The sequence below is a fragment of the Bacillus stercoris genome (genome assembly GCF_029772985.1).
Classification (GTDB): domain Bacteria; phylum Bacillota; class Bacilli; order Bacillales; family Bacillaceae; genus Bacillus; species Bacillus stercoris.
The window spans coordinates 1,438,602-1,460,861 of the sequence record NZ_CP121861.1 but is presented as its reverse complement, the minus strand read 5'-3'; the positions used below and the strand labels follow the sequence as shown (position 1 = coordinate 1,460,861).

The window sequence follows — 22,260 nt, the reverse complement described above, 5'->3', positions numbered from 1 at the left end:
TGCAAGCTTTTTTTATCAGCCTCTTAAAACAGCTTGATATGTGTCTTCTAACGCCTTCAGCACTTTACTGTGCGCTTTTGTCACTTCTTCTTCAGTCAGTGTTTGTTCAGGGTTAACATACTGGAGTGAGAAAGCGACTGACTTCTTGCCTTCCTCCATATGCTCTCCTTCGTATACGTCAAATACGGTTACCTCTTTCAGAAGCTTGCCGCCGGCCTCTTTAATGACGCTCTCGAGCTGGCCGCTTGTGACGGTTTTATCTGTTACAAGAGCGATATCACGTGTCACAGACGGATATTTCGGAATCGCCGTGTAAACAAGCGGTGCTGTTTCTGCTGCAAGTAACGCATGAAGATCAATCTCAAATACGTATGTTTCCTTTATATCCAGTTCTTTTTCCAATGAAGGGTGGACTTGGCCGATGAAGCCGATCAGAGAGCCATTCAGTAAAATGTTCGCTGTTCTGCCCGGGTGCAGCTGTTTGCGTTCAGACTGTACAAATTCAATGCTGTCTAGGACGTTGAGTTTGTCTAACAGCCCTTCGACAATACCTTTGACAACAAAGAAATCAACTGGTTTCTTCTCACCCTGCCATAGCTGCTTGCGCCATAATCCGGTAACAGCTCCTGCCACACGTTCTGTTTCAACAGGTTTTGTGTCCTCTTCCTTCCTCAGGAAAACGGAGCCGACTTCGTACAGTGCAACTGAGTCAGTCTGTCTCGCGAGGTTGTAAGAAACAGAATCAAGCAGATTCGGAACAAGACTGTGTCTGAGAATGCTTCTTTCTTCACTCATAGGAAGCGCAAGCACAGTGTTCAGTGATTTTTCAATCGCAAACGCTGCCGCTTTCTTCTCATTTGTCAATGAGTAAGTGATGGCTTGGGATAAGCCTGCGCCTTCAAGGAAACGTCTGACTTTACGGCGTTTTGCCTGATATGGCGTTAATCCGCCTGTTGTTCCCGCTGTCTCAGGAAGCGTAGACGGAATGTTATCGTAGCCGTACAGTCTTGCCGCTTCTTCGATTAAATCCTCTTCTATTGTAATGTCGCCGCGGCGTGATGGGACGGTCACAACGAGAAGATCATCCGCTTCACCAACCGTAAAACCAAGACGTTTATAAATGCTGATCAGTTCTTCCTTGCTGATCGTCATGCCTAGAACGCTGCTCACTCTGTCAGCAGACACGTGAATGTTATTTGCTTCGATTGTCAGGTGATCTTCCTCAACCGTTCCAGCAAGCACCTCACCGCCGGCATACAGATGAATCAGCTGTGCAGCCCGTTCTGCTGCAAGTCGTACGCGCGCAGGATCAATTCCTTTTTCAAATCTTACGCTTGATTCACTTCTCAAACCAAGGTCTTTGGAAGCCTTGCGAACCGTCTGCCCGTTGAAATAAGCAGCCTCAAGCAAAATCGTTTTCGTATCTTCCTGAACCTCTGACGCTGCTCCTCCCATGACACCGGCAACGGCCTGCGCTTTCGTTCCGTTTGTAATGACAAGGTGATCGGCAGACAGCTTACGTTCTTGATCATCAAGAGTGACGATCATTTCATTCTCAGCTGCTTTTCTTACTACGACTTCCTTAGAGCCAAATCTGTCATAATCAAACGCGTGAAGCGGCTGTCCGTATTCCAACAGGACAAAGTTTGTGATGTCAACAACGTTGTTGTGCGGACGAATGCCTGCATTCATCAGCTTTGTTTGCATCCAAAGCGGTGACGGAGCAATCGTGACATTTTTAATGATTTTTGCAGCATACAGCGGGTTCGCTTCTTGATCTTCGATTTTGACAGCAATGTAATCAGACGCTTGTTCTGAAACAGCCGGGTAATCCGTTTGCGGAAGCTTTACCTCAGTGTCTAAAATCGCCGCAACCTCGTAAGCAACACCAAGCATGTTCATGGCATCCGCGCGGTTTGGTGTTAAGCCAAGCTCAAGAATCGCGTCGTCAAGCTGTAAAGCCGCTAAAGCATCGCTTCCTGTTTCAGCGTCATTCGGGAATACGAAAATGCCTTCCGCATACTCCTTCGCCACAAGTTTGCTTTCAATCCCAAGCTCCTGTAAAGAACAGATCATGCCGTTTGATTCTTCACCGCGAAGCTTGGCTTTTTTGATTTTGAAATTGCCCGGCAGCACCGCTCCGACTGTTGCAACTGCGACTTTTTGTCCCTTATCCACATTCGGCGCGCCGCAAATAATTTGTACAGGGGCTTCCGCTCCGATATCCACAAGGCACTTATTCAGCTTATCAGCATTCGGGTGCTGCTCGCGCTCCAGCACATGGCCGATGACAACGCCTTTGATGCCTTCTCCTTTGTATTCAATTCCTTCAACCTCAATACCGGCTCTTGTAATTTTTTCAGCAAGAACAGCCGGGTCCATGCCTTTTAAATCAACATAATCCTCTAACCATTTATAAGAAACAAACATCCTTGCATCCTCCTCTTACGCCTGTTTAAACTGCGAAATAAATCTGACATCGTTTGTATAGAAGTGGCGGATATCATCAATGCCGTATTTCAGCATCGCGATACGCTCAACACCCATTCCGAATGCAAAGCCCTGATATTCCTTCGGATCAAAGCCAGCCATTTTAAGCACATTCGGGTGAACCATGCCGGCGCCGAGGATTTCGATCCAGCCTGTTCCTTTACATACTGAGCAGCCGTTCCCACCGCATTTAAAGCATGTCACATCCACTTCTACTGAAGGCTCAGTAAACGGGAAGAAGCTTGGGCGGAGTCTGATTTCGCGGTCTTGCCCGAACATTTTTTTCGCAACGAGTTCAAGCGTTCCTTTTAAATCACTCATGCTGATGTTTTTGTCAACGACAAGCCCTTCAATTTGCATAAATTGATGAGAGTGCGTCGCGTCATCGTTATCACGGCGATAAACTTTACCCGGGCAAATGATTTTAACAGGCCCTTTGCCTTCATGCTTTTCCATCGTCCGTGTTTGGACAGGAGAAGTTTGCGTTCTCATCAAAGTTTCCTCTGTGATGTAAAAGCTGTCCTGCATATCGCGCGCAGGGTGTTCTTTTGGCAGGTTGAGCGATTCGAAATTGTAGTAATCCGTTTCAACCTCTGGCCCTTCCTCGACTGTGTAGCCCATCCCGATAAATAAATCTTCAATTTCTTCAATGACAACAGTGAGCGGATGGCGGCCGCCGACTGCAACAGGATTCCCAGGCAGCGTGACGTCAATTGTCTGTCCCGCAAGCTTCTGCTTCATTTCCTCTTCTTCAAGCTTCTCGTTTTTGTCAGCAATCGCATTAGCGATACGCTCTCTTACTTCGTTCGCGAGCGCCCCCATTTTTGGACGTTCCTCAGCAGAAAGCTTGCCCATTCCGCGCAGCACTTCTGTAATCGGCCCTTTTTTTCCGAGATATTGCACCCGAATATCATTGACAACCTTTAATGAGCTTGCTGCTTCTACTTGTTCTATGGCTTCTTGTTCCAGCTGTTTTAGCTTTTCTTCCATTTTGCATCCTCCTTTTATGTAAACAAACCGTCATATGTCTTTAGAAAATAAAAAAAACCCGTCCCTTGTACAAGGGACGAGTTGTGGCCGCGGTACCACCCTTATTTCAGACAGACTGATGCTGTCGTCAGCTTCATTGACATAACGGAATCAGATTCCGGTTCACCTTTACGCGCAGTGTGGCGCGGTCCCGGCGACAACTCAAGAGGTGAAGCCAACTTCCGGCTGCGTTAAAAATGCTCTCAGTCAGCGGCATTTTCTCCCTGGAAAGCAGTTGATCAGAAATTGAGGTCCTCTGTCACGGTTTTTGAAATATTATGTTCTATTATAGAGAAATCCAACGCTTGGCGCAACACTATCCTCGCAAGTGATACACGAGGATGGCAGCCGCAACTGCGACGTTTAGTGATTCAGCCTGTCCGTAAAGCGGCACGTACAGGTTCAAATCCGTTTTTTCCAGCAATGCAGCATCCACCCCTGCGCCTTCATTTCCTACAATGAGCGCAAAGGATTCAGACTGAGGGATCTGCCGGTAAGGCGCTCCGTTTTGCAGCGCCGTGCCGTACACTTTTACGCCCTCTGCCTTCAATTCGTCCACATATGACTGCAGGTTTTTTCTCACAACAGGAATATGAAAGTGAGATCCTTGCGCAGATCGCAGTGTTTTTCCGTTAAAGGCGTCGGCCGTGCCGTCACCGAGTACAACTGCATCCAAACCGGCCGCATCAGCCGTTCGAATCATTGTGCCTAGGTTTCCCGGATCTTGAACGGCATCAATCAGCAGCATCTTACGTGCCGTTGCCAGCTGTTCTTCAGGCATATGGCATACGGCGGCAATCTGCTGCGGCGTTTCGGTTTCAGTCACAGCTGAGAACGCATCTTCGCTCAGCACATAGCACTGGATACCCGCCTCAAGATCTGAAGGAATCTTTGTTTCATCCTTTACAAGAATTTCTTTCACCGTACCCGGGCTTTTCAGCGCCTCTTCAACGAGGTGTTCTCCCTCTATCAGAAATGTATTTGTTTTTGTTCGTTCTTTTTTTGTGTGAAGCTTTTTCCAATCCTTCACTTTTTGGTTTTTTGCTGATTCTATATGTTTCACTGTCTGTGTGGCGCTCCTTTTTTTAACATGATGTTATTATATCGCAAGAACAGCACATAATAAACCAGATGCAGGGTTAGAATATACGTATTACATTTTAGGAAAAGGAGCGTTTTACATGGATCTTAATTTACGTCATGCCGTCATTGCCAACGTAACCGGCAATAATCAGGAACAGCTTGAGCATACAATTGTAGATGCGATTCAAAGCGGTGAAGAAAAAATGCTTCCAGGGCTCGGCGTTTTATTTGAAGTCATTTGGCAGCACGCATCCGAAAGTGAGAAAAACGAAATGCTGAAAACGCTTGAAGGCGGATTAAAACCCGCCCAATAAGACATGAAACCGGGTGACTGCGCCCGGTTTTTTTCTTATATAATAAAAGCATGATGAGGGGGAACGCCATGTTTTTACAGCCATTATTAGCGAAAAAAATTATTGCTGAAGTCAAAAAAATGTACGAACGTGAGGTCATTATCGCAAACACGGATGGCCTTATTATGGCGAGCACAAACGATGAGCGGGTCGGACAATTTCATGAGGGAGCGCTTCTCTGTGCAAAAGAAAAACGCAGCGTCATTATTACAAAGGAAGATGAAAAAAGGTTAAAAGGAGTAAAGGCGGGCATCAACCTCCCAGTATTTTCTGATCATGATGTGATCGCTGTCTTCGGGCTGACAGGTGAGCCCGCTGAGATTCAGCCTTACGGGGAGCTGCTTCGAAAAATGACAGAGCTGTTCATTAAGGAATCATGGCATTTAGAGCAGTCCCAGTGGCGTGAAAGAATGCTGGAATCTTTTATGATCGATTGGCTGCAATTAAAAGAGTGGTCTTCGGGTTTTCTTGAGAAAGCTCAGCTTCTTGGTGTGGACCTTGCCTCCCGGCGTCAAATGATTCTGATTCAGGGGTATGAGTGGTCACCTCATGATATTGAGCAAATGGCACGTATTTGGAAATCCTCGTACCCTGCGGATTTGTTCATCAGGTGGGGAAATGAACGGATTTTGATTAATCACGAAGTGCCACAGCATGAACAAAGAGATCGGCTTTTACGGCAGATCCTTCACATTTGTTCGTTTGCCAATACCGCAAACAGCCAATTGGCAGCAGCTGGCGCTGGAAGGACTGTCGCAAGCTCCAGCCTGACAGAATCATACGGGCAAGCGGAAAAAGCGCTGGCTGTCAGCCTTAAGCGAAAAACGCCCATATTCGAAGAGGATCTGAAGCTTGATATGTGTCTGACGGAAATCAGTCCGGGGACCAGAAACGAATTTCCGCATAGAGTATTCGGAGAGACGCTTCGGCATCAGGAATTAATGAGAACGATACGGACCTTCTTTCTACATGATTTGTCTTTAAAACAAACCGCAGAAGATATGCATATTCATATCAATACATTGCGTTATCGTCTGGCTAAGGCTGAACAGCTGACCGGTTTGCATTTTGACCGCACCGAGGACATCGTCACGATGTACGTCGCACTCTATTTTTTAGATCAAGATACAAAATAGAAAGAGTTTTAGTTTCATTTTTTGTATGTTTCTCCATGGAAAGCTTTTCTTTTTTTCTTTTACAATAGATTGAAAGCGTTTTTCAACAGGGGGATTGGTGAAATGATCACAAAGGATGTAAAAGGACAGCTGATTCAAATCGTCGGACCCGAAAACTTTGATGACTCAAAAGCCGGCCGGCTCGTTTATTCTTATGATGCGACGCCGCAGTTTCAATCTATGCCTGATGCCGTGATTGCGCCTAGGAATACAGATGAAGTTTCACAAATTTTAACGATTTGCAGAGAACATCGCGTGCCGATCGTTCCGAGAGGATCAGGGACAAACCTTTGCGGCGGCACGTGCCCGACTGAAGGCGGCCTTGTGCTTCTCTTTAAGCACATGAACAAGATTCTTGAGATTGATGAAGAAAATTTAACTGCCACAGTTCAGCCGGGCGTCATTACGTTGGATATGATCCGCGCGGTTGAAAGCAAAGGTTTGTTTTATCCGCCCGATCCGAGTTCTATGAAAATATCAACCATCGGCGGAAACATCAATGAAAATTCCGGCGGGCTCCGCGGATTAAAATACGGCGTCACCCGCGACTATGTGATTGGTCTGGAGGTTGTGCTCGCAAATGGAGACATCATCCGCACCGGAGGAAAACTCGCGAAGGATGTGGCCGGATACGATCTGACGCGTCTTTTTGTCGGTTCAGAAGGAACACTCGGCATTGTGACAGAAGCCATCGTCAAACTTGTTCCAAAACCGGAAACCAAGAAGACGCTGCTTGCCCTTTATGAAAGCATCGATGCCGCTGCTCAAACGGTATCGAATATTATTGCCGCGAAAATGATACCCGCAACGCTTGAATTTCTCGACCAGCCTACACTATTGGTAATTGAGGATTATGCCAAAATCGGACTTCCGACAAGCGCAAAAGCAGTTCTGTTAATTGAACAAGACGGGCCGCTTGAAACCGTTGAACGGGATATGAAAAAGATTGAGGCGATCTGCAAAAAAGGCGACGCCGTTTCCGTTCAGACCGCACAAACGGAGGAGGAGGCATTCGCCCTGACTGAAGCACGGCGCTCCGCCCTTTCTGCCCTTGCACGCCTCAAGCCGACGACGATTTTAGAGGATGCGACTGTTCCTCGCTCAGAAATCGCCAATATGGTCAAAGCGATTAATCATATTGCTGCTAAATACGATATTTCCATTTGCACCTTCGGCCATGCAGGAGACGGGAACCTCCATCCGACATGCACGACAGATATACGCAATGAAGATGAGATGGAGCGTGTTGAACAGGCTTTTGCCGAGATTTTTGAGAAAGCGATTGAACTTGGCGGCACGATAACCGGAGAGCACGGAGTCGGGGCCATGAAAGCGCCTTACTTGGAAATGAAGCTGAAAAAAGAAGGCATTGATGCGATGAAAGCGTTGAAAGCGGCATTTGATCCCCAGAACATATTAAATCCGGGCAAGGTGTTTGCAAAAGATGCCAGAAAACGTGTGGTGGCACAAAGATGACAACAGAAAAAGAAATGAAACAGATCCAAAATGAATTTAAAGAGCGTATGGATGAAGGTGAGTTATTAAATTGTATGCGCTGCGGATTTTGTCTCCCTTCCTGTCCGACCTATATCGAATCAGGATTTCAGGAAACACACTCCCCGCGCGGGCGTATCGCCTTAATGAAAGCCGTGGCGGACGGTATGATTGAACCGGATGATGATGTCGAACGTTCGCTGTCACTTTGCCTCGGCTGCCGAGCCTGTGAACCCGTATGCCCATCCGGCGTGAAATACGGTCAACTGCTGGAGGAAGCCAGAGATATTATCCACCAAAATAAAAAACACTCGCTTGGCGCACGTGTCATGCGAAAGACGGCTTTTCACGAGCTGTTTCCGCACCAAAACCGCATGCGCTCAGCTGTAAGCCTTATCGGTTTGTATCAGCGGTCAGGACTGCAAACCGCTGTGCGAAAAACCGGTATGCTTCGCGTCCTGCCTGAGCATTTGCGGACGATGGAGGCTGTTCTTCCTGATGTTCCAAAAAGCAAAGAAATGAACAATCGGCCGCGTTTCCTGCCGTCCATTAGCCCCATGAAAAAACGGGTCGCCTTTTTTTCGGGCTGCTTAATGGATACGATGTTTTTACCGACTAACAATGCCACATTGAAGCTGCTGCAGCTAGCAGGCTGCGACATTGTCATCCCGCCTGAACAGGCTTGCTGCGGGGCACTGCATGGGCATAGCGGTGAAAAAAACGCAGGGAAACAGCTCGCGAAACAAAATATCGCTGCTTTCGAAGCGTTAGACGTGGATGCTGTCATCACAAACGCAGGAGGATGCGGAGCCTTTCTTACTGAATATGATCATTTGCTGAAGGATGAACCGGAGTGGTCGGAGCGTGCCGCCGCTTTTGTTCAAAAGCTGAAGGATTTTTCTTCTGTTTTGGTTGAACTCGATTTCCATCAAATGGACTTAGCGCTCAGGACGCCTCAGGTCGTTACCTATCAAGATTCATGCCACCTAAGAAATGTAATGCATACGTCGCTTGAGCCCCGCCAGCTGCTCCAGAGCATCAAAGGAGCTGAATTCAGAGAAATGGAGAAAGCAGACAGCTGCTGTGGATCAGCGGGAATTTACAACATCGTCGAAGCTGAAATGTCTATGAAAATACTGGACAGTAAAATGGCTGCCGTCAAAGCAACCGAAGCGATCCTCATTGTAACAGCAAACCCGGGCTGCCTGCTGCAGATGAAGCTCGGGATTGAACGCGAAGGACTAAGCGGTAAAGTCAGAGCCGTTCACCTGGCTGATTTGCTATTAGAAGCAACCGGTCACAAAACAACATGAGAAAGCCCAAAACAGAAATTGTTTTGGGCTTTTGTTCGTTATTCCATCGGACTGCAAATTTCGATATAATGTCCATCCGGATCTGCGATATAGGCGACCGTCTGCCCCCATGGTTTCACTTTCGGCTCCCCGATAATCGAGACACCTTGATCTCTCATCCTTTTGATGACAGTTTCTACATTTTCTGTAACAAACCCGATTTCAAATGTGTTTGAAGCAGATGTTTCCGGAATATCCAGCGCTGTGATATCTCTGGCGCTTTCCCTCGTATTAAGGGCCAATATCGTCGATCCTGTTTCAAATTCGACATACGTGCCGTGTTCAGCACGAATCGGCAGCCCTAAAATATCCCGATAAAAATGAATAGCCCGCTTGCTGTCCGATACGTATAGAATAAGATATTTCATTGATAGGTTCATTGCCACGCCCCCTCAGCATTTCAATAGTCCTCCTAGCCCGGTATAGATGCTTCCATCCTTAAACTCGGATCTCTCCACATCTGCGCCCACTTTTTCACGGCCGCCACAATAATGATGAAGCCTAACACCAGCATGATGATAGATAATACGCCATTCAATACACTATATCCTGCTGCTTCAGGATTAAGATATACATGGCGCACCATCCAATAGCCCGCATAGTTGACAGTGACATATAAATAGGCAAGCGGGATAAGACATGTCAAAATGTATCGGCGTTTATCGGCGATTTTCAACACGATGGTCGCTCCGATAATCAGCCCTACTGACGCCATCAGCTGATTGGAAACGCCGAACAGCGCCCAAATGGAACCGATATCTCCTGAATACAGCAAGTACCCCCACATCAAACAGGCAAGCGCGCTGGCAAATACAGAGCCCGGAATCCAGTCTGTTTTCTTCAGCGGTTTATACACCTCTCCGAAGAAATCCTGGATCAAATAACGGGCAACACGTGTACCGGCGTCAATAGCTGTTAAAATAAATACCGCTTCAAACATAATGACAAATTGGAAAAAGTATGAGGCCAAATGGCTGAAAAATGGCATTCCGGTAAAAATATAAGTCATACCCACCGCAAGCGTGACGGCTCCCCCAGTTCTCCCTTCTAAGTCCAAGCCGATTTCCCTGCTCAATTCAGGCAGATGGACGACATTCATGCCAAGCGTACGGAAAACCTCCGGCGTGCTGTTAATCGCAAAGTAATCAGCAGGCTGTAAGGCGGTTGCCGCAATCAGTGCCATGATGCCGACAAGACACTCAACAAGCATTGCGCCAAACGCCACCGGCTTCATATCACTCCATTTATTCAGCATTTTCGGTGTCGTTCCTGAGCCGACAAAGGCATGGAACCCAGAGATCGCCCCGCAGGCAATGGTTATTGAGATGAACGGCCAGACAGGTCCTGCCAGCACAGGCCCGCCGCCTTTTACGAATTCTGTAAACGCAGGAAACGGAATGGACGGATTGACGACAAACACACCAACAATCAAAGCGATAAAAACACCGATTTTCATAAAGCTGCTTAAATAATCACGCGGTGCGAGAAGCAGCCAAACAGGAAGCGCAGCGGCAAAAAACGCATAAACAGGAAGCGCGATTGCAAGCGTTTTCGTATCTAGTGTTAAAAAGTCACCGAGCGTGGTAGTCTGTACCCATGGGCCGATAAAGACTCCTGTCATTAAAAAGAGAAAACCGACCGTTGACGCGAGCTTTAAATTTCCCGTTTTCTTATAAAATAAGCCCACGCCCATCGCAATCGGAATCGTAATCCCTACCGCAAATGTCCCCCACGGATTGCGTTCAAGCGCGTGCAGCACGACCATCGAGAGACCTGCCATCGTAATCGTGATAATAAACAGCATGGACAGTCCCGTACAAAAGCCGGCAACAGGGCCAAGCTCATCCTTCGCCACTTCCGACAGCGATTTTCCGTTTTTGCGCATTGATGCAAACAGCACAACAATATCATGGACGGCTCCCCCTATTACCGCCCCGATTAACAGCCACAATAACCCCGGCAAATAGCCAAACTGCGCCGCCAGAATTGGTCCGACCAGCGGCCCGGCCGCTGCGATCGCGGCAAAATGGTGGCCGAACGAAACCCATTTATTTGTAGGCACATAGTCTTTCCCATCCTCAAGCGTGTGAGCGGGTGTCGGCTTGTCATCATTCACTTTGAGAACCTTCACCATCATAAATGTTCCGTATAAACGATAGGCAATAGCCAAAATACACATTGACGCTATCACAATTGTAACCGCATTCATTTTCTCCCATCCCCTTTGCTGTTTTTCATAAATATATCATAATTTCATGGGGAAAAGCGGTCATTTTTTCCTATACAAAAAAGCCGGCTGGGATGGGCCGGCTCGTGGCAGTTAGTTTAGTTCAATGTCTCCAGATGTTGTACGAACTTTTAAATGGTTAGAGGGGCTATCACCTACATAACCTACAATACGGTGCTCTGATTTTTCTTTATACAAGATGTGATCGAGATTGGCCGCGGCATCACCTGAGTCAGCCTGAAAATCCACTGCCAAAGATGCAGGTTCTTTCTGATACTCTACTGACACACTTCCGCTCGTAGTGACGATGTCGATCTCTTCGTTCTGATGATCCTGAAGAAGATCAATATCCCCGGAAGTTGTCTTATAGTTCACCTTTTCAGCTGTTGTGCGGCTGCTTTTTATTGATCCGCTTGTTGTCTTTACTTCACCTTGGCCGAATGAATTTTGGTCAGTTTGAATTTCTCCACTCGTTGTTTTTAGCGTCAGCTCGTTTTCGATGCGTGTATGCTTCAGCTCAATATTTCCTGATGTAGAGTCAGCAGCTGATTGATCTGTTTGCGTATTTTCTATCAGAATATCGCCAGAGGTTGTCGTTACGGTTATCTCATCATACTTCTTTTCCGGAATCGTGATTGTGATTTTCATATCCTTTTCGCTGCCCCACGGTATAAAAGAGATGATATTCTCGCGTGCTATTTGATTGATTGTTAATGAATTGCCATCTTGGCTCACATCGAACAGCTTTTTGCTTTTATCACTGACTTGCCCTTCAGCAGCTACCTGAATATCATCCGTTTGCCCGCTTTTGACCTCTGCATGCATCGAGCTCGTTGTTACCTCAATTTTTTTAATATCTGCAGGATCATATGTTTCGGCAGCTTTCACCTCTTCTTTTGTAAAATCCGAGGTAGCAGCAGAGATGACAGCCCCGATTACCCCGACTGCAAATACTGCGATCAATCCTATTATGATTTTTTTCATGTCTGCGCCCCCGTCACCAGCTTTAAATTATATCTGATATATCGCAAACTCATGCCATACAGCAGCTTGCCTAAATGCCACAGCCCTATACACAAGAGCAGCCCCAGACTGCCAAACACGAGTGATAAAAAGAACTCCAGCATCATGTGCGTATTCATTTGAAACATCACCATGCCGACAAACATAATTGGTGATACAGAAAGTGCAAGCGCCACCCCGCATAAACCCACGTACACTCCAAAAATGCCAATAGCTGGTCCCAGCACAAAAATCAAATTTAAGATGCTTATCGCTGCTGCTGAACATGCCATCTGAAAGAGGTTCTTCTTAGGGCGCTGCACTGCTGGAGCAGTTCCCGTGACATCTGGCACCAATTCCTTTGCTATTTGTTTTGGGGAGCCGAGTTCCCTGATGATGTCCGCTTCCGGCCTGCCTTCTTTCATCCCTTCTGTAATATGTTCTTCAAAATCAAATAAGACCTCATTCCGCTCTTCTTTAGAAAGCGGCTGTAACGCTTTACTTAACTCCTGTAAAAACTGTTCTTGATTCATCGTTCTCCTCCCCTTGCCTCATCAATGATTTGATTGACAGATGCTGTGAACTGATTCCATTCTGCCAGCAGCAGTTTCATTCGCATGAAACCAAGCTTTGACATCGTGTAATATTTTCTGGCAGGCCCTTCGGAAGACGGCGCCATATATGTTTCTAAATACTCTTCTTTCGTCAGTCTCCTGAGAAGAGGATATAAGGTGCCTTCAGCTATCGCCATGTGTCTGGAAATGTTTTGAGAAAGCTCATATCCGTATTGGTCTTTTTCGGATATTAATACAAGCACACATAGCTCTAATGCTCCCTTTTTGAATTGAGCATTCATCATAAGATCCTCCCTGCGGCTGGTCATTTTTGTTTATTTTTCCCATCACTTATCCATATGGTAACATCCACTACTGAACATTACAAGGTACTGAATGATATCTACTGAGAAAAAAAGAAAAACCGGAGAGAGATCTCCGGCTTTGCTTCTCTTATGACTGTTTTTCCAGGCGGATCACATTCCAGGAAAGCGGCGTGAAATGAGCAGTTAAGCCGTTTTCGCTGACAGACGATGTTCCGTTGGAATGCGGGACGACATTTTTTCTGTTATGCTGGTTTGTCGCTTTGATATCCTGATGCTCAAGCACGATGTGCTCTGCGATTTGGTAGGATTCAAAGCCTCTGAGCGAAATCTCCGTCTCCATCTGATCCTCAGCCTTGTTTACCGCAAAAATAGTGAGGGTTTCTTCCTCTTCAGAGTACACAGCAGCAGCATCAACATATGGCACATCAGTAAAATCAGAACAGTCGTACTTCGGAGAAGAAATAAGCGGTTTCAGTGACTCGCCCCTTCCGTAAACAGAAGCATGCATGTATGGATAGAAAATCGGCTGTCTCCATGCTTCTCCGCCTTTTTCCGTCATGATCGGCGCGATGACATTGACAAGCTGCGCAAGACACGCGATTTTCACGCGATCTGCGTGCTGCAGCATCGTAATGAGGAGAGAGCCGACTAATAAGGCATCTTCAAAATTGTAAATATCCTCTAAAATCGGACGCGCAGTGATCCACGGCTCGACTTTTTTATCAGCCTCATTTGAGTGATACCATACGTTCCATTCATCCAGAGAGAGATTGATTGTTTTCTTGCTGCGTGTTTTTGCTTTTACATAGTCACAGGTTGCGGCGACAGATTTAATGAAATGATCCAGATCCATGGAACGGGCCAAGTAGTTTGGCAGATTGTTATCCCGGTTTCCGTAGTAGGTGTGAAGAGAGATATAGTCAACATGCTCGTACGTATGCTCAAGCACCTTCGCTTCCCAATCGATAAAGGTCGGCATACCGCTGTTTGAGCTGCCGCAGGCAACAAGTTCAATTGATGGGTCAACCCATTTCATGACCTTTGCTGTCTCTGCGGCTAGCCGTCCGTATTCATCAGCTGTTTTGTGGCCGATCTGCCACGGTCCATCCATTTCGTTTCCTAAGCACCATGTTTTGATGCCGTACGGCTGTTCATAGCCATGTGATCTTCTTAAATCACTCCAATAAGAGCCTTTCGGATGGTTGCAATATTCAACGAGATTACGGGCGGCATCTATGCCTCTTGTGCCGAGATTGACGGCCATATTGACCTCGGTGTTCACCTTTTTTGCCCAAGTTAAAAATTCATTTGTTCCCACTTCATTGGTTTCTGTCGTTTGCCATGCCAAGTCAAGCCGTCTCGGGCGATTTTCAACTGGTCCGACACCGTCCTCCCAGTTGTATCCGGATAAAAAGTTTCCGCCCGGATAGCGGATGATCGGAACCTGTAATTCTTTGATCAGCGACTGGACATCTTTTCTAAACCCATCTTCATCCGCTTCAGGGTGATCAGGCTCATATATGCCTTCGTATACCGCACGCCCCATATGTTCGATAAACGATCCGTAAATCCGTTTATCTACTTCACCGATTTTATATTCTTTGTCTACAATCATTCGTGCTTTTTTCATCACACGTTTCCTCCTTCATTAACCTTTGACTCCCCCTACCGTCAGGCCGGAGATAAAGTATTTTTGGAAAAACAAGAAAATGATAATGACAGGCAAAATCGCAAATACCGAGCCAGATATAAGCATGTCATAGTTGTTGCCATAAGGGCTCAGCAAGCTGGACAGACCAATTGGAAGCGTAAACATTTCTTTCGACCGAAGCACAATCAGCGGCCACAAGAAATTGTTCCAGCTGTTTAAGGACTGAAGGATGATCATCGCGCCGAAAGCCGGTTTCATCAGCGGTGCCATAATCCTGAAAAAGATGCCAAATTCCGTACAGCCGTCCATTCTTGCAGAATCCAACAGATCCCTTGGAAGACCAAGCGCATATTGCCTAAAAAAGAATACGGCAACAGGTGAAACGATAAACGGCAATATGACACCCGTATACGAATCGATCAAGTGCAGTCCGACGGTAAGCTTAAACAGAGGAAGCATCATGACCTCCAGCGGAACCATCATGATAATCAGCACAAGAACAAAGATGATACTTCTGCCCTTAAAATCATAAACCGCAAGCCCGTACCCGATCATCGAAGAAAAAAACAGGGTGAGCACGGTTGTGAAAAGCCCAAGCACAAGGCTGTTAAAGAACCATTTGAAATAAATGCTGCCGCCGTTAAACAGAAATGTATAATTATCAAGACTCATTACTTTAGGATCAATGTCAAGATTCAGCCCCACACGCAAAAGCTCAGATGACGGCTTTAAGGATCCTAAAAGCAAACAGAAAATCGGAAAAATATACAATAGGCTCAGCATCATAAAAAACAGAGTCAGCGCAATTCTGTAAACGCTAAACTGAGGACTGTTCCGCAACATTTATCCCTCCCCCTTAAACGAGCCTGACAGCTTTAATGAAATCAGGCTGACAACAAGTATCACAATCAAAAGCACAATGCCGATGGCCGCTCCGTACCCCATTTCGTTGTAGGCAAGCCCCTGCTGATACAAATATCCGACAAGAGTCAGACCAATATTACCCGGGGAATTATTCTGCCAAAGCACGTAGCTTTCCTCAAACATTCTGAAGCCGCCGATAATGCTGATGGTCAGCACATATACGGTAACAGGCTTGAGAAACGGCAGCGTAATGTGTCGGAATTTTTTCGTCGTATTCGCCCCGTCTATATCAGCAGCTTCGTACAGCTCTTTCGGCACATTTTGCAGGCCTGCTAAAAAGTAAAGGATGTTGATTCCCATCCATCTCCACGAAGCAAGCAGCACCATCAAAAACATGCCGGTATGTTCATTGTTCATCCAGTTCTGAGGTGATAAGCCGAGTTTGAGTAGGATGGAGTTAGCCAGAGACGTTTCCATTTCTCCGAAGATCAGCCGAAAAATGATCCCCGCGACAATGGTGGAGGTCAATGCCGGTATGAATAGCGCTGATTTAAATATATTTCGAAATTTGACCAGCTTTGAATTCAGGAATATGGCCAGAAGCAATGGGACAGGAATCAGCACGATCAGCGTCCAAAAGGTGTATTCCAGCGTATTCCAAAGGGCGGTATAGAACGTCGGGTTGTTTAGCGCTGTATAATTAGAAAATCCGACAAACGACACCTCTCCCGGCAAAATTCTTTGAAAGCTCATGATGAAGACACTAATGATGGGGTATAGAAAAAATACGAGAAAGGATAAAACGAATGGCGCTGTAAACAGATAGGGCGCCGCTTTTTTCGAATAAAATAGATCTCGCCAGCCTGATTGTTTCGCAACTGAAGGAACGGGATGAACCGTTCCCGTTTTCACAGGTTTCATGAGAACCTCCCCGCTTTCACTTTTTGAATGGGATTCTATTTCTGTTTCAGTTCACCTGCTGCTCTGTCCAAGGCTTGTTTAGGCGTTTTTTGCTGAGATTTAAGCGCGTCGAACAATACGCTTCTGTTGACAAGGTCTGAAGCCTTGGCAAAATCCTCATGTAAATAAATTGGATTGATTTCATCCTTGATATCGAGCAGCACAGAAAAAATGCCTGTTCCGTTTTGGAAGTAATCCGTGTATTTGTTTTTCTCTTTCAATTCCTTGGAGCTCCAAACATCCCAGCGAAGCGGGTCAAACCCGAGTACGCTCCAGAGTTTTTTATTTCCTTCTTTAGAGCCCTTCGCAAAGGCCAAAAACTCTTTTGCTAACTCAACATGCTTGGATTGCTTCGGTACAACGGTTGCCGTACCGCCCAAGCCTGCCGAGCGGTCGCCCCCCTCTTTCCATGCCGGGAGCGGTCTGATGGCAATCTTCCCTTTCAGATCAGGCATATAATCGATAAATCTTCCCATATACCAAATCGGCATGAGGACTGAAGCAGCTCCTCCTTGGTTCATAAAACCGTAGTATTCTTCACTGTGATGCCCCCCGCCTGGAGCAGGAATCATCGTTTTATCATTGATCATGTCTTTTAAATATTGAAGTGTTTTTACGTTGGTGTCATTATTGAGGATCAGCTTGCCGTTTTTATCAAAATAGCCTGAGTTTTGCTGTGAAATCATAGATAAGAAGGTTCCGGAATCATTTGTTTCCACCGTTCCCATCGGCTTCCCGGTCACTTTGCGCACTTTCTGTCCGGCTTTATGGTAATCATCCCATGTTTTAATATCGTCAGGATTGACGCCGGCTTTTTTCATCACATCCATGTTATAAAACATGACTGTTGTCCCTACATGCGTATCGAGTCCGTAAAGCTTTCCGTTTTTGCTGTACAAGGTCAGCCGCGCCTCTACGAATTTATCGCGGTCCTTTTCAATCAGTGGAGTCAAGTCGGCAAGCGGTATGTCAGAGCCCTTCAAAAAGTTTGAAAAACGGGCCAATTCGACATCGGCAATATCAGGGACGCCTTCTCCCGCTATTAAGGAGATAGATAAGTTATCGTGCATTTGCCCATACGGATAAACGACCGTATTCAGCTTAATTTTGCGGTCAGGATATTTTTTGTTCCATTCCTTCACCATTTCCACATAGAACTGCTCATGAAGCCCGTTAAATGTCCAAAAGGTCAGCTCAGTTTCACCCGATTTGCCGGATGATTTTTCTGCTGAACACCCGGCAATGAGTAATGTCAGCAGCATCATGAGCACAAGAAAACAGACAGTCATTTTTTTCATCTGCGTTACCCCTTCCATTCGAGGTGCGGGCTATTCATATAGACCATGATTGATCAGCGTTTTGTTTTCATTGATCATTCTTAATCCGGTGCAGCGGTCTCTTAAGGTGTGCGCGTGTCTGAAGGCATTTTTGACGGAATCCTGCCCGACACCGATTTCGTCAAAATACGCAGGGCCTCCGGCTGATCTCAGCCAATCAGCGAGCACTTTTCCTTCCGGGAGTGTTTGATAAGCCGATTGAATGGCTTGCCGCCGGCTTGGTGAAAATTCGTTCAATCCCTCATCCTTTGCGAGCTTTCTGTATGTGTCAGTTAATAAAACAGCGGCACAGCCCACCTTTGCCCCATGAAGAATCTGAGGCCGTTTTTTCTCAATTAATTCCATCTCAATCCAATGTGAAATATGATGCTCGCCGCCTGATGCCGGACGGGAATGATCTAAGGCCAGCATGACAAGCCCAGATACGATTAAAGACTCCATCAAAACCCGTATGCCAGTTTCCGTTTTCAGCGCGATGTCTTCTGTGTGTGCGATACAGGCGTCAAGCGCCTCCTGAACGATCTTAGCTCCTGCTGGCGAATAAGGCTCGCCGGCAAGATGCCGGGATATTTCCCAATCTGCTAAAGATGTTATTTTACCGAGCATGTCACCAAACCCAGCCGCCACCATTGATTGCGGTGCCGCTTTTAATAGATCCAGATCAGCGAACAGCGCAGATGGGGCCTTCGTTTGAATGGTTGTTTTCGTGCCGTATAAAATAATCGGCGCCCCGGCTGACGTAAAACCGTCTACAGATGGAGCAGTCGGATAAGAAATAAACGGCAACTCTCTCTGAAACGCCGCAAAGCGGACGATATCATGAATCGTGCCCGAACCGACTGCAATCATGACATCCATTGTTTGTTTCGTATGGATCAGCGCATGAATGAGTGATCGTTCATCAGCTGTCACATCTCCGGCTTCATTTTTTGGAATGATCAGGCACTCGGCCTGAAATCCTGCTTGATTCAGTCGGTTTTCCAAATCAATTCCTGCAATGCGGTGTGTATTCGCGTCGCAAAGAAGGACAATATGTTTGTAGTTTTTTCGTTTTACATAATCCAAAAGCGAATCAGCTGCTTGTTTACCGAGGACAATTTCTTCAACTTCTATAGGAGACGTCTCTTCTCCGGCGTGTTCAAAAGCACGCTGAACGTCAGCTGCGATACGATTCATATCAGAATCCCCTCCTCAGCCAATTTGGTTACATCCTCTATGGACTCCAGCACATAATCCGGCGTATACAAACGCTGTTCTCCCGGTTTCGCAGAACCAGTAAGCACTAAGGCGCTTTTCATGCCATAAAGCTTTCCCATTGCAATGTCAGATTCAATGCTGTCTCCTATAATCATGCATTCATGTGCGGACAGCCCCATTGCTGTATAGGCAGCCTCAGCCATCAGCCAAGACGGCTTTCCGACAACAAGTTCAGTCTTCGCTTGAGCGGAAGCCTCTATCGCCCCAATCATTCCGGCCACATCAATAGCATTTCCATCTTCGTTCGGAAAAGAGCGGTCTTTGTTTGTAGCAATGATACGAGCGCCGCCGGCAGCCGCTTGAAAGGCTTGATTTAAATCTTTGTACGTAAGTGTTTCGTGAAGGGAGATGACGAGCCAATCCGCTTCCTTCGGTTCGTTCGCACGCTGCACACCGGCCAGTTTCAGCTCGTCAACCAAACCTTGTTCTCCAAGCACCCATACCTTTGAAAAACGATAATGTTTATTCAGAAAGGCCGCCGTTACACTCGACGACAGAACAATGTCGTTTACATCCGCTTCAATCCCCGCTCCAAGAAGTTTTTTTCTGCACATGGCACGGGAGATATTCCCCCGATTGCTTAAAAAGACGATTTTCTTCCCCATTCCCCGAAGTGTATGGATCGCTTCTCTTGCCCCTTCAATCAATTCATTTCCTCTGAATACAGTACCGTCCAAGTCAATCAGAATGCCAGCCGGTGACACAGGCGTATCATGACTGGCCATAATACGCATTTGCTCCGTGTTTTCGATAAAAATGCTTTTCATGCAGGACTGTATTAATTGGGGTTACATCCTTGTTCAGCATAATGGAGTGATAGGCCATTTCGGCAACCGTTTCTAATACAACTGCGTTATGAATGGCATTTAAGGCATCCGTTCCCCAGCAGAACGGTCCGTGATTATTCACGAGCACACCCGGAATCTGTTCGTAGTTATGATGCTGAAAGGTTTCCGCTATGACTTTTCCTGTATTCAATTCGTACTCATGAATGATTTCTTCATCGTACATTTCTCTAGTACACGGAATCGCACTGTCAAAATAATCAGCATGAGTCGTGCCTAAAGGCGGAATGTCTCTGCCTGATTGCGCCCAGCTTGTCGCCCATTGAGAATGGGTATGAACTATTCCCCCGATATTCGGAAAAGCTTTATATAAATAAACATGGGTAGGTGTATCTGAAGAAGGCTTAAGCGAGCCTTCGACGACTTCTCCTTCAAGGTTCAAAACAACCAAGTCCTCTGCTGTCAGGTCGCTGTATTCGACTCCGCTAGGTTTGATGACAATTCTTTCTTTTTCACGGTCAATGCCGCTGACATTTCCCCACGTAAAGGTTACCAGCTGATGCTCTTGAAGCTTCAGGTTGGCAGCCAGCACTTCTTTTTTTAATGTTTCAAGCATGCTCCATCACCCTTTATCAATTCTTTTTGGCGGCAGATGAAAATTGAAGATTTTTGATGGTTTTCAGACGCTTCATGACATGGTTTTCTTTTCCGAAATAATGAACCAGCTCTTTATATTCAGCGTACAATTTTTCATAGACCGCGGCATTTTCGGCATTTGGCGTATAAGATATATCTTTCAGTTTTCCCATGTTCGCCGCTGCGTCTTTGATGTCGTCGTATCCGCCTTTTTCTTTGCCTGCTGCAAGCGCGCCGAAAATGGCAGATCCTAAGGCTGGGGCTTGCGGTGAACCAGAGATTTTAATGTCCATGTTTGTCACATCCGCATAAATCTGCATGACAAACGGGTTTTTCTCAGCAATTCCGCCGGCTGCGAACAGCTCCTCAATCGGAACCCCGCTTTCTTTGAACGTTTCGATAATCATCCGTGTTCCGTAGGCTGTCGCTTCAACTAACGCTCTATAAATCTCTTCAGGCTTCGTCAGCAGGGTCATGCCAAGCAGCATCCCTGTTAAATCTGCATCAACAAGAGTTGAACGGTTGCCATTCCACCAATCTAAAGCAAGCAGGCCGCTTTCACCCGGCGCTTGATGGTTTGCTTTCTCACTCAGCAGCTCATGAATGCCAATGTTTTTTTCCTTTGCTTCCTCTTGATACGCTTGCGGAACACACGTTTTCACAAACCAGTCAAAATGATCGCCAACACAGGACTGTCCGGCTTCATATCCCGCATAGCCCGGGAGAATTCCGTTGTCCACAACGCCGCACATCCCTGGAACGATATGCACCTCTTCACCAAGAAGAACATGGCACGTTGAGGTTCCCATAATCATCAGCATTTTCCCTGGCTCTGTGATGCCGACCGCCGGCACGGAAACATGAGCATCCACATTGGCAACCGCAACAGCCGTTCCCGGAAGAAGCCCTGTCAGCTTTGCCATTTTGTCAGTCAGGCCGCCGGCTTTTTCCCCTACTGAATGAATCGGCCCTGCCAATTTATCTCTTGTAATCGTTTTCATTGAAGGGTTTAATTTCTCAAAGAAACCATCTGACGGATATCCCGCTTTTTCACTCCAAATCGCTTTATACCCTGCAGTACAGTTGCTTCGCTTGAGCGAGCCGCACAGCTGGTACACGATCCAGTCCGCAGCCTCGATGATCCGGTCAGCCGCTTCATAAATGTGAGGCGCTTCCTCAGCTATTTGCATGACCTTTGGAATCATCCATTCTGATGAAATTTTTCCTCCGTACCGCTGTAAAAAAGCCTCTCCTTCTTCTTCCGCGATTTGATTGAGCCGATCAGCATGTTTTTGTGCCGCATGATGCTTCCAGAGCTTCACATAGCTGTGCGGCTCCTCTTCATATTCAGGCAGCATGCACAACGGCTGTCCGCTGCTGTCAATAGGAAGGATTGTACATGCCGTGAAATCAATCCCAATTCCGATAATGTCTTTTGGTTCAACGCCCGTCTGTTCAAGTAAAGACGGAATGGTTGTTTCCAAGACTTCGAGATAATCAGCAGGGTGCTGCAGCGCCCAGTCGCGCGGCAGCTTTTGGCCCGTTTTGGGCAGGACGGTATCAATGACAGCATGCCTGTATTCTTTTACAGCAGACGCAAGTTCCTCCCCTGTTTGGACATGAACCAGCACTGCTCTTCCAGATAAAGTTCCAAAATCAACCCCTATAGTGTAAGCCATGTGACA

20 protein-coding genes and 2 pseudogenes are annotated in these 22,260 nt (G+C 46.5%); 5 read left to right on the top strand and 17 right to left on the bottom strand.

Annotation, left to right across the window (positions count from 1 at the left end):
- Positions 1-15 precede the first annotated feature (15 nt).
- Complete coding sequence (gene pheT, locus QA442_RS07555; protein WP_095432392.1) at positions 16-2,430, bottom strand: phenylalanine--tRNA ligase subunit beta; 2,415 nt, start codon at positions 2,428-2,430, stop codon at positions 16-18.
- A 15-nt stretch (positions 2,431-2,445) separates the two neighbouring features.
- Positions 2,446-3,480, bottom strand: coding sequence for a phenylalanine--tRNA ligase subunit alpha (gene pheS, locus QA442_RS07550; RefSeq protein ID WP_071581560.1), 1,035 nt, complete (start codon positions 3,478-3,480; stop codon positions 2,446-2,448).
- Between the two features lie 81 nt (positions 3,481-3,561).
- On the opposite strand from pheS, the pseudogene QA442_RS07545 reads away from it, so the two are divergent.
- A pseudogene (locus QA442_RS07545) lies at positions 3,562-3,769 on the top strand (hypothetical protein).
- Positions 3,770-3,835: 66 nt separating this feature from the next.
- Here QA442_RS07545 and QA442_RS07540 read toward each other — a convergent pair.
- The gene (locus tag QA442_RS07540; RefSeq protein WP_095432393.1) at positions 3,836-4,582 is read right to left on the bottom strand and encodes a TrmH family RNA methyltransferase; all 747 of its coding nucleotides are present in this window, start codon (positions 4,580-4,582) and stop codon (positions 3,836-3,838) included.
- Between the two features lie 118 nt (positions 4,583-4,700).
- On the opposite strand from QA442_RS07540, the gene sspI reads away from it, so the two are divergent.
- From sspI to QA442_RS07520, 4 genes are all read left to right on the top strand, one after another.
- Complete coding sequence (sspI, locus tag QA442_RS07535; RefSeq protein ID WP_003222464.1) at positions 4,701-4,916, top strand: small acid-soluble spore protein SspI; 216 nt, start codon at positions 4,701-4,703, stop codon at positions 4,914-4,916.
- Positions 4,917-4,984: 68 nt separating this feature from the next.
- Positions 4,985-6,091, top strand: coding sequence for a CdaR family transcriptional regulator (locus QA442_RS07530; RefSeq protein ID WP_095432394.1), 1,107 nt, complete (start codon positions 4,985-4,987; stop codon positions 6,089-6,091).
- A gap of 102 nt (positions 6,092-6,193) precedes the next feature.
- A complete protein-coding gene (glcD, locus tag QA442_RS07525) occupies positions 6,194-7,606 on the top strand; it encodes a glycolate oxidase subunit GlcD (protein WP_095432395.1) in 1,413 nt (470 codons plus the stop codon).
- Positions 7,603-8,937 carry a (Fe-S)-binding protein gene (locus QA442_RS07520; protein WP_095432396.1) on the top strand — a complete coding sequence of 445 codons (1,335 nt, stop codon included), beginning with the start codon at positions 7,603-7,605 and terminating at the stop codon, positions 8,935-8,937. The genes glcD and QA442_RS07520 overlap by 4 nt, the downstream gene beginning before the upstream one ends.
- Positions 8,938-8,975: 38 nt before the next feature.
- Here QA442_RS07520 and QA442_RS07515 read toward each other — a convergent pair whose 3' ends face one another.
- The 14 genes and pseudogenes from QA442_RS07515 to araB all read right to left on the bottom strand — a co-directional run bounded on the left by QA442_RS07515 (position 8,976) and on the right by araB (position 22,254).
- Positions 8,976-9,344 carry a VOC family protein gene (locus QA442_RS07515; RefSeq protein ID WP_250628924.1) on the bottom strand — a complete coding sequence of 123 codons (369 nt, stop codon included), beginning with the start codon at positions 9,342-9,344 and terminating at the stop codon, positions 8,976-8,978.
- Positions 9,259-9,446 (bottom strand): annotated as a pseudogene (locus tag QA442_RS07510) (hypothetical protein). Before QA442_RS07510 ends, QA442_RS07515 begins: the two are co-directional and overlap by 86 nt.
- A complete protein-coding gene (gene cstA / locus QA442_RS07505; protein ID WP_095432398.1) occupies positions 9,389-11,185 on the bottom strand; it encodes a carbon starvation protein CstA in 1,797 nt (598 codons plus the stop codon). Before cstA ends, QA442_RS07510 begins: the two are co-directional and overlap by 58 nt.
- A 111-nt stretch (positions 11,186-11,296) precedes the next feature.
- Positions 11,297-12,187 (bottom strand): DUF4097 family beta strand repeat-containing protein, encoded by an 891-nt coding sequence (locus tag QA442_RS07500; protein ID WP_095432399.1) that lies wholly within the window; start codon positions 12,185-12,187, stop codon positions 11,297-11,299.
- A complete protein-coding gene (locus tag QA442_RS07495; protein WP_095432400.1) occupies positions 12,184-12,738 on the bottom strand; it encodes an HAAS signaling domain-containing protein in 555 nt (184 codons plus the stop codon). Before QA442_RS07495 ends, QA442_RS07500 begins: the two co-directional genes overlap by 4 nt.
- Positions 12,735-13,061, bottom strand: coding sequence for a PadR family transcriptional regulator (locus QA442_RS07490; RefSeq protein ID WP_095432401.1), 327 nt, complete (start codon positions 13,059-13,061; stop codon positions 12,735-12,737). Before QA442_RS07490 ends, QA442_RS07495 begins: the two co-directional genes overlap by 4 nt.
- Before the next feature lie 151 nt (positions 13,062-13,212).
- Entirely contained in the window at positions 13,213-14,715 is a 1,503-nt protein-coding gene (gene abfA, locus QA442_RS07485; protein ID WP_095432402.1) for an alpha-L-arabinofuranosidase AbfA, read from the bottom strand.
- 18 nt (positions 14,716-14,733) lie between these two features.
- Positions 14,734-15,579: an arabinooligosaccharides ABC transporter permease AraQ gene (gene araQ / locus QA442_RS07480; protein ID WP_040082200.1), complete on the bottom strand. Its 846-nt coding sequence runs from the start codon at positions 15,577-15,579 to the stop codon at positions 14,734-14,736.
- The gene (gene araP, locus QA442_RS07475; protein ID WP_095432403.1) at positions 15,580-16,521 is read right to left on the bottom strand and encodes an arabinooligosaccharides ABC transporter permease AraP; all 942 of its coding nucleotides are present in this window, start codon (positions 16,519-16,521) and stop codon (positions 15,580-15,582) included.
- Positions 16,522-16,556: 35 nt separating this feature from the next.
- Positions 16,557-17,858 carry an arabinooligosaccharides ABC transporter substrate-binding protein AraN gene (araN, locus tag QA442_RS07470; protein ID WP_069150032.1) on the bottom strand — a complete coding sequence of 434 codons (1,302 nt, stop codon included), beginning with the start codon at positions 17,856-17,858 and terminating at the stop codon, positions 16,557-16,559.
- Between the two features lie 30 nt (positions 17,859-17,888).
- Positions 17,889-19,073, bottom strand: coding sequence for a sn-glycerol-1-phosphate dehydrogenase (gene egsA / locus QA442_RS07465; RefSeq protein ID WP_095432404.1), 1,185 nt, complete (start codon positions 19,071-19,073; stop codon positions 17,889-17,891).
- On the bottom strand, positions 19,070-19,888 hold the full coding sequence (gene araL, locus QA442_RS07460) for a sugar-phosphatase AraL (protein WP_095432506.1): 819 nt from the start codon (positions 19,886-19,888) through the stop codon (positions 19,070-19,072). Before araL ends, egsA begins: the two co-directional genes overlap by 4 nt.
- Positions 19,866-20,555: an L-ribulose-5-phosphate 4-epimerase gene (gene araD, locus QA442_RS07455; protein ID WP_069839697.1), complete on the bottom strand. Its 690-nt coding sequence runs from the start codon at positions 20,553-20,555 to the stop codon at positions 19,866-19,868. The genes araL and araD overlap by 23 nt, the downstream gene beginning before the upstream one ends.
- Positions 20,556-20,571: 16 nt before the next feature.
- Positions 20,572-22,254 (bottom strand): ribulokinase, encoded by a 1,683-nt coding sequence (gene araB / locus QA442_RS07450; protein ID WP_040082188.1) that lies wholly within the window; start codon positions 22,252-22,254, stop codon positions 20,572-20,574.
- Between the last annotated feature and the right edge of the window lie 6 nt (positions 22,255-22,260).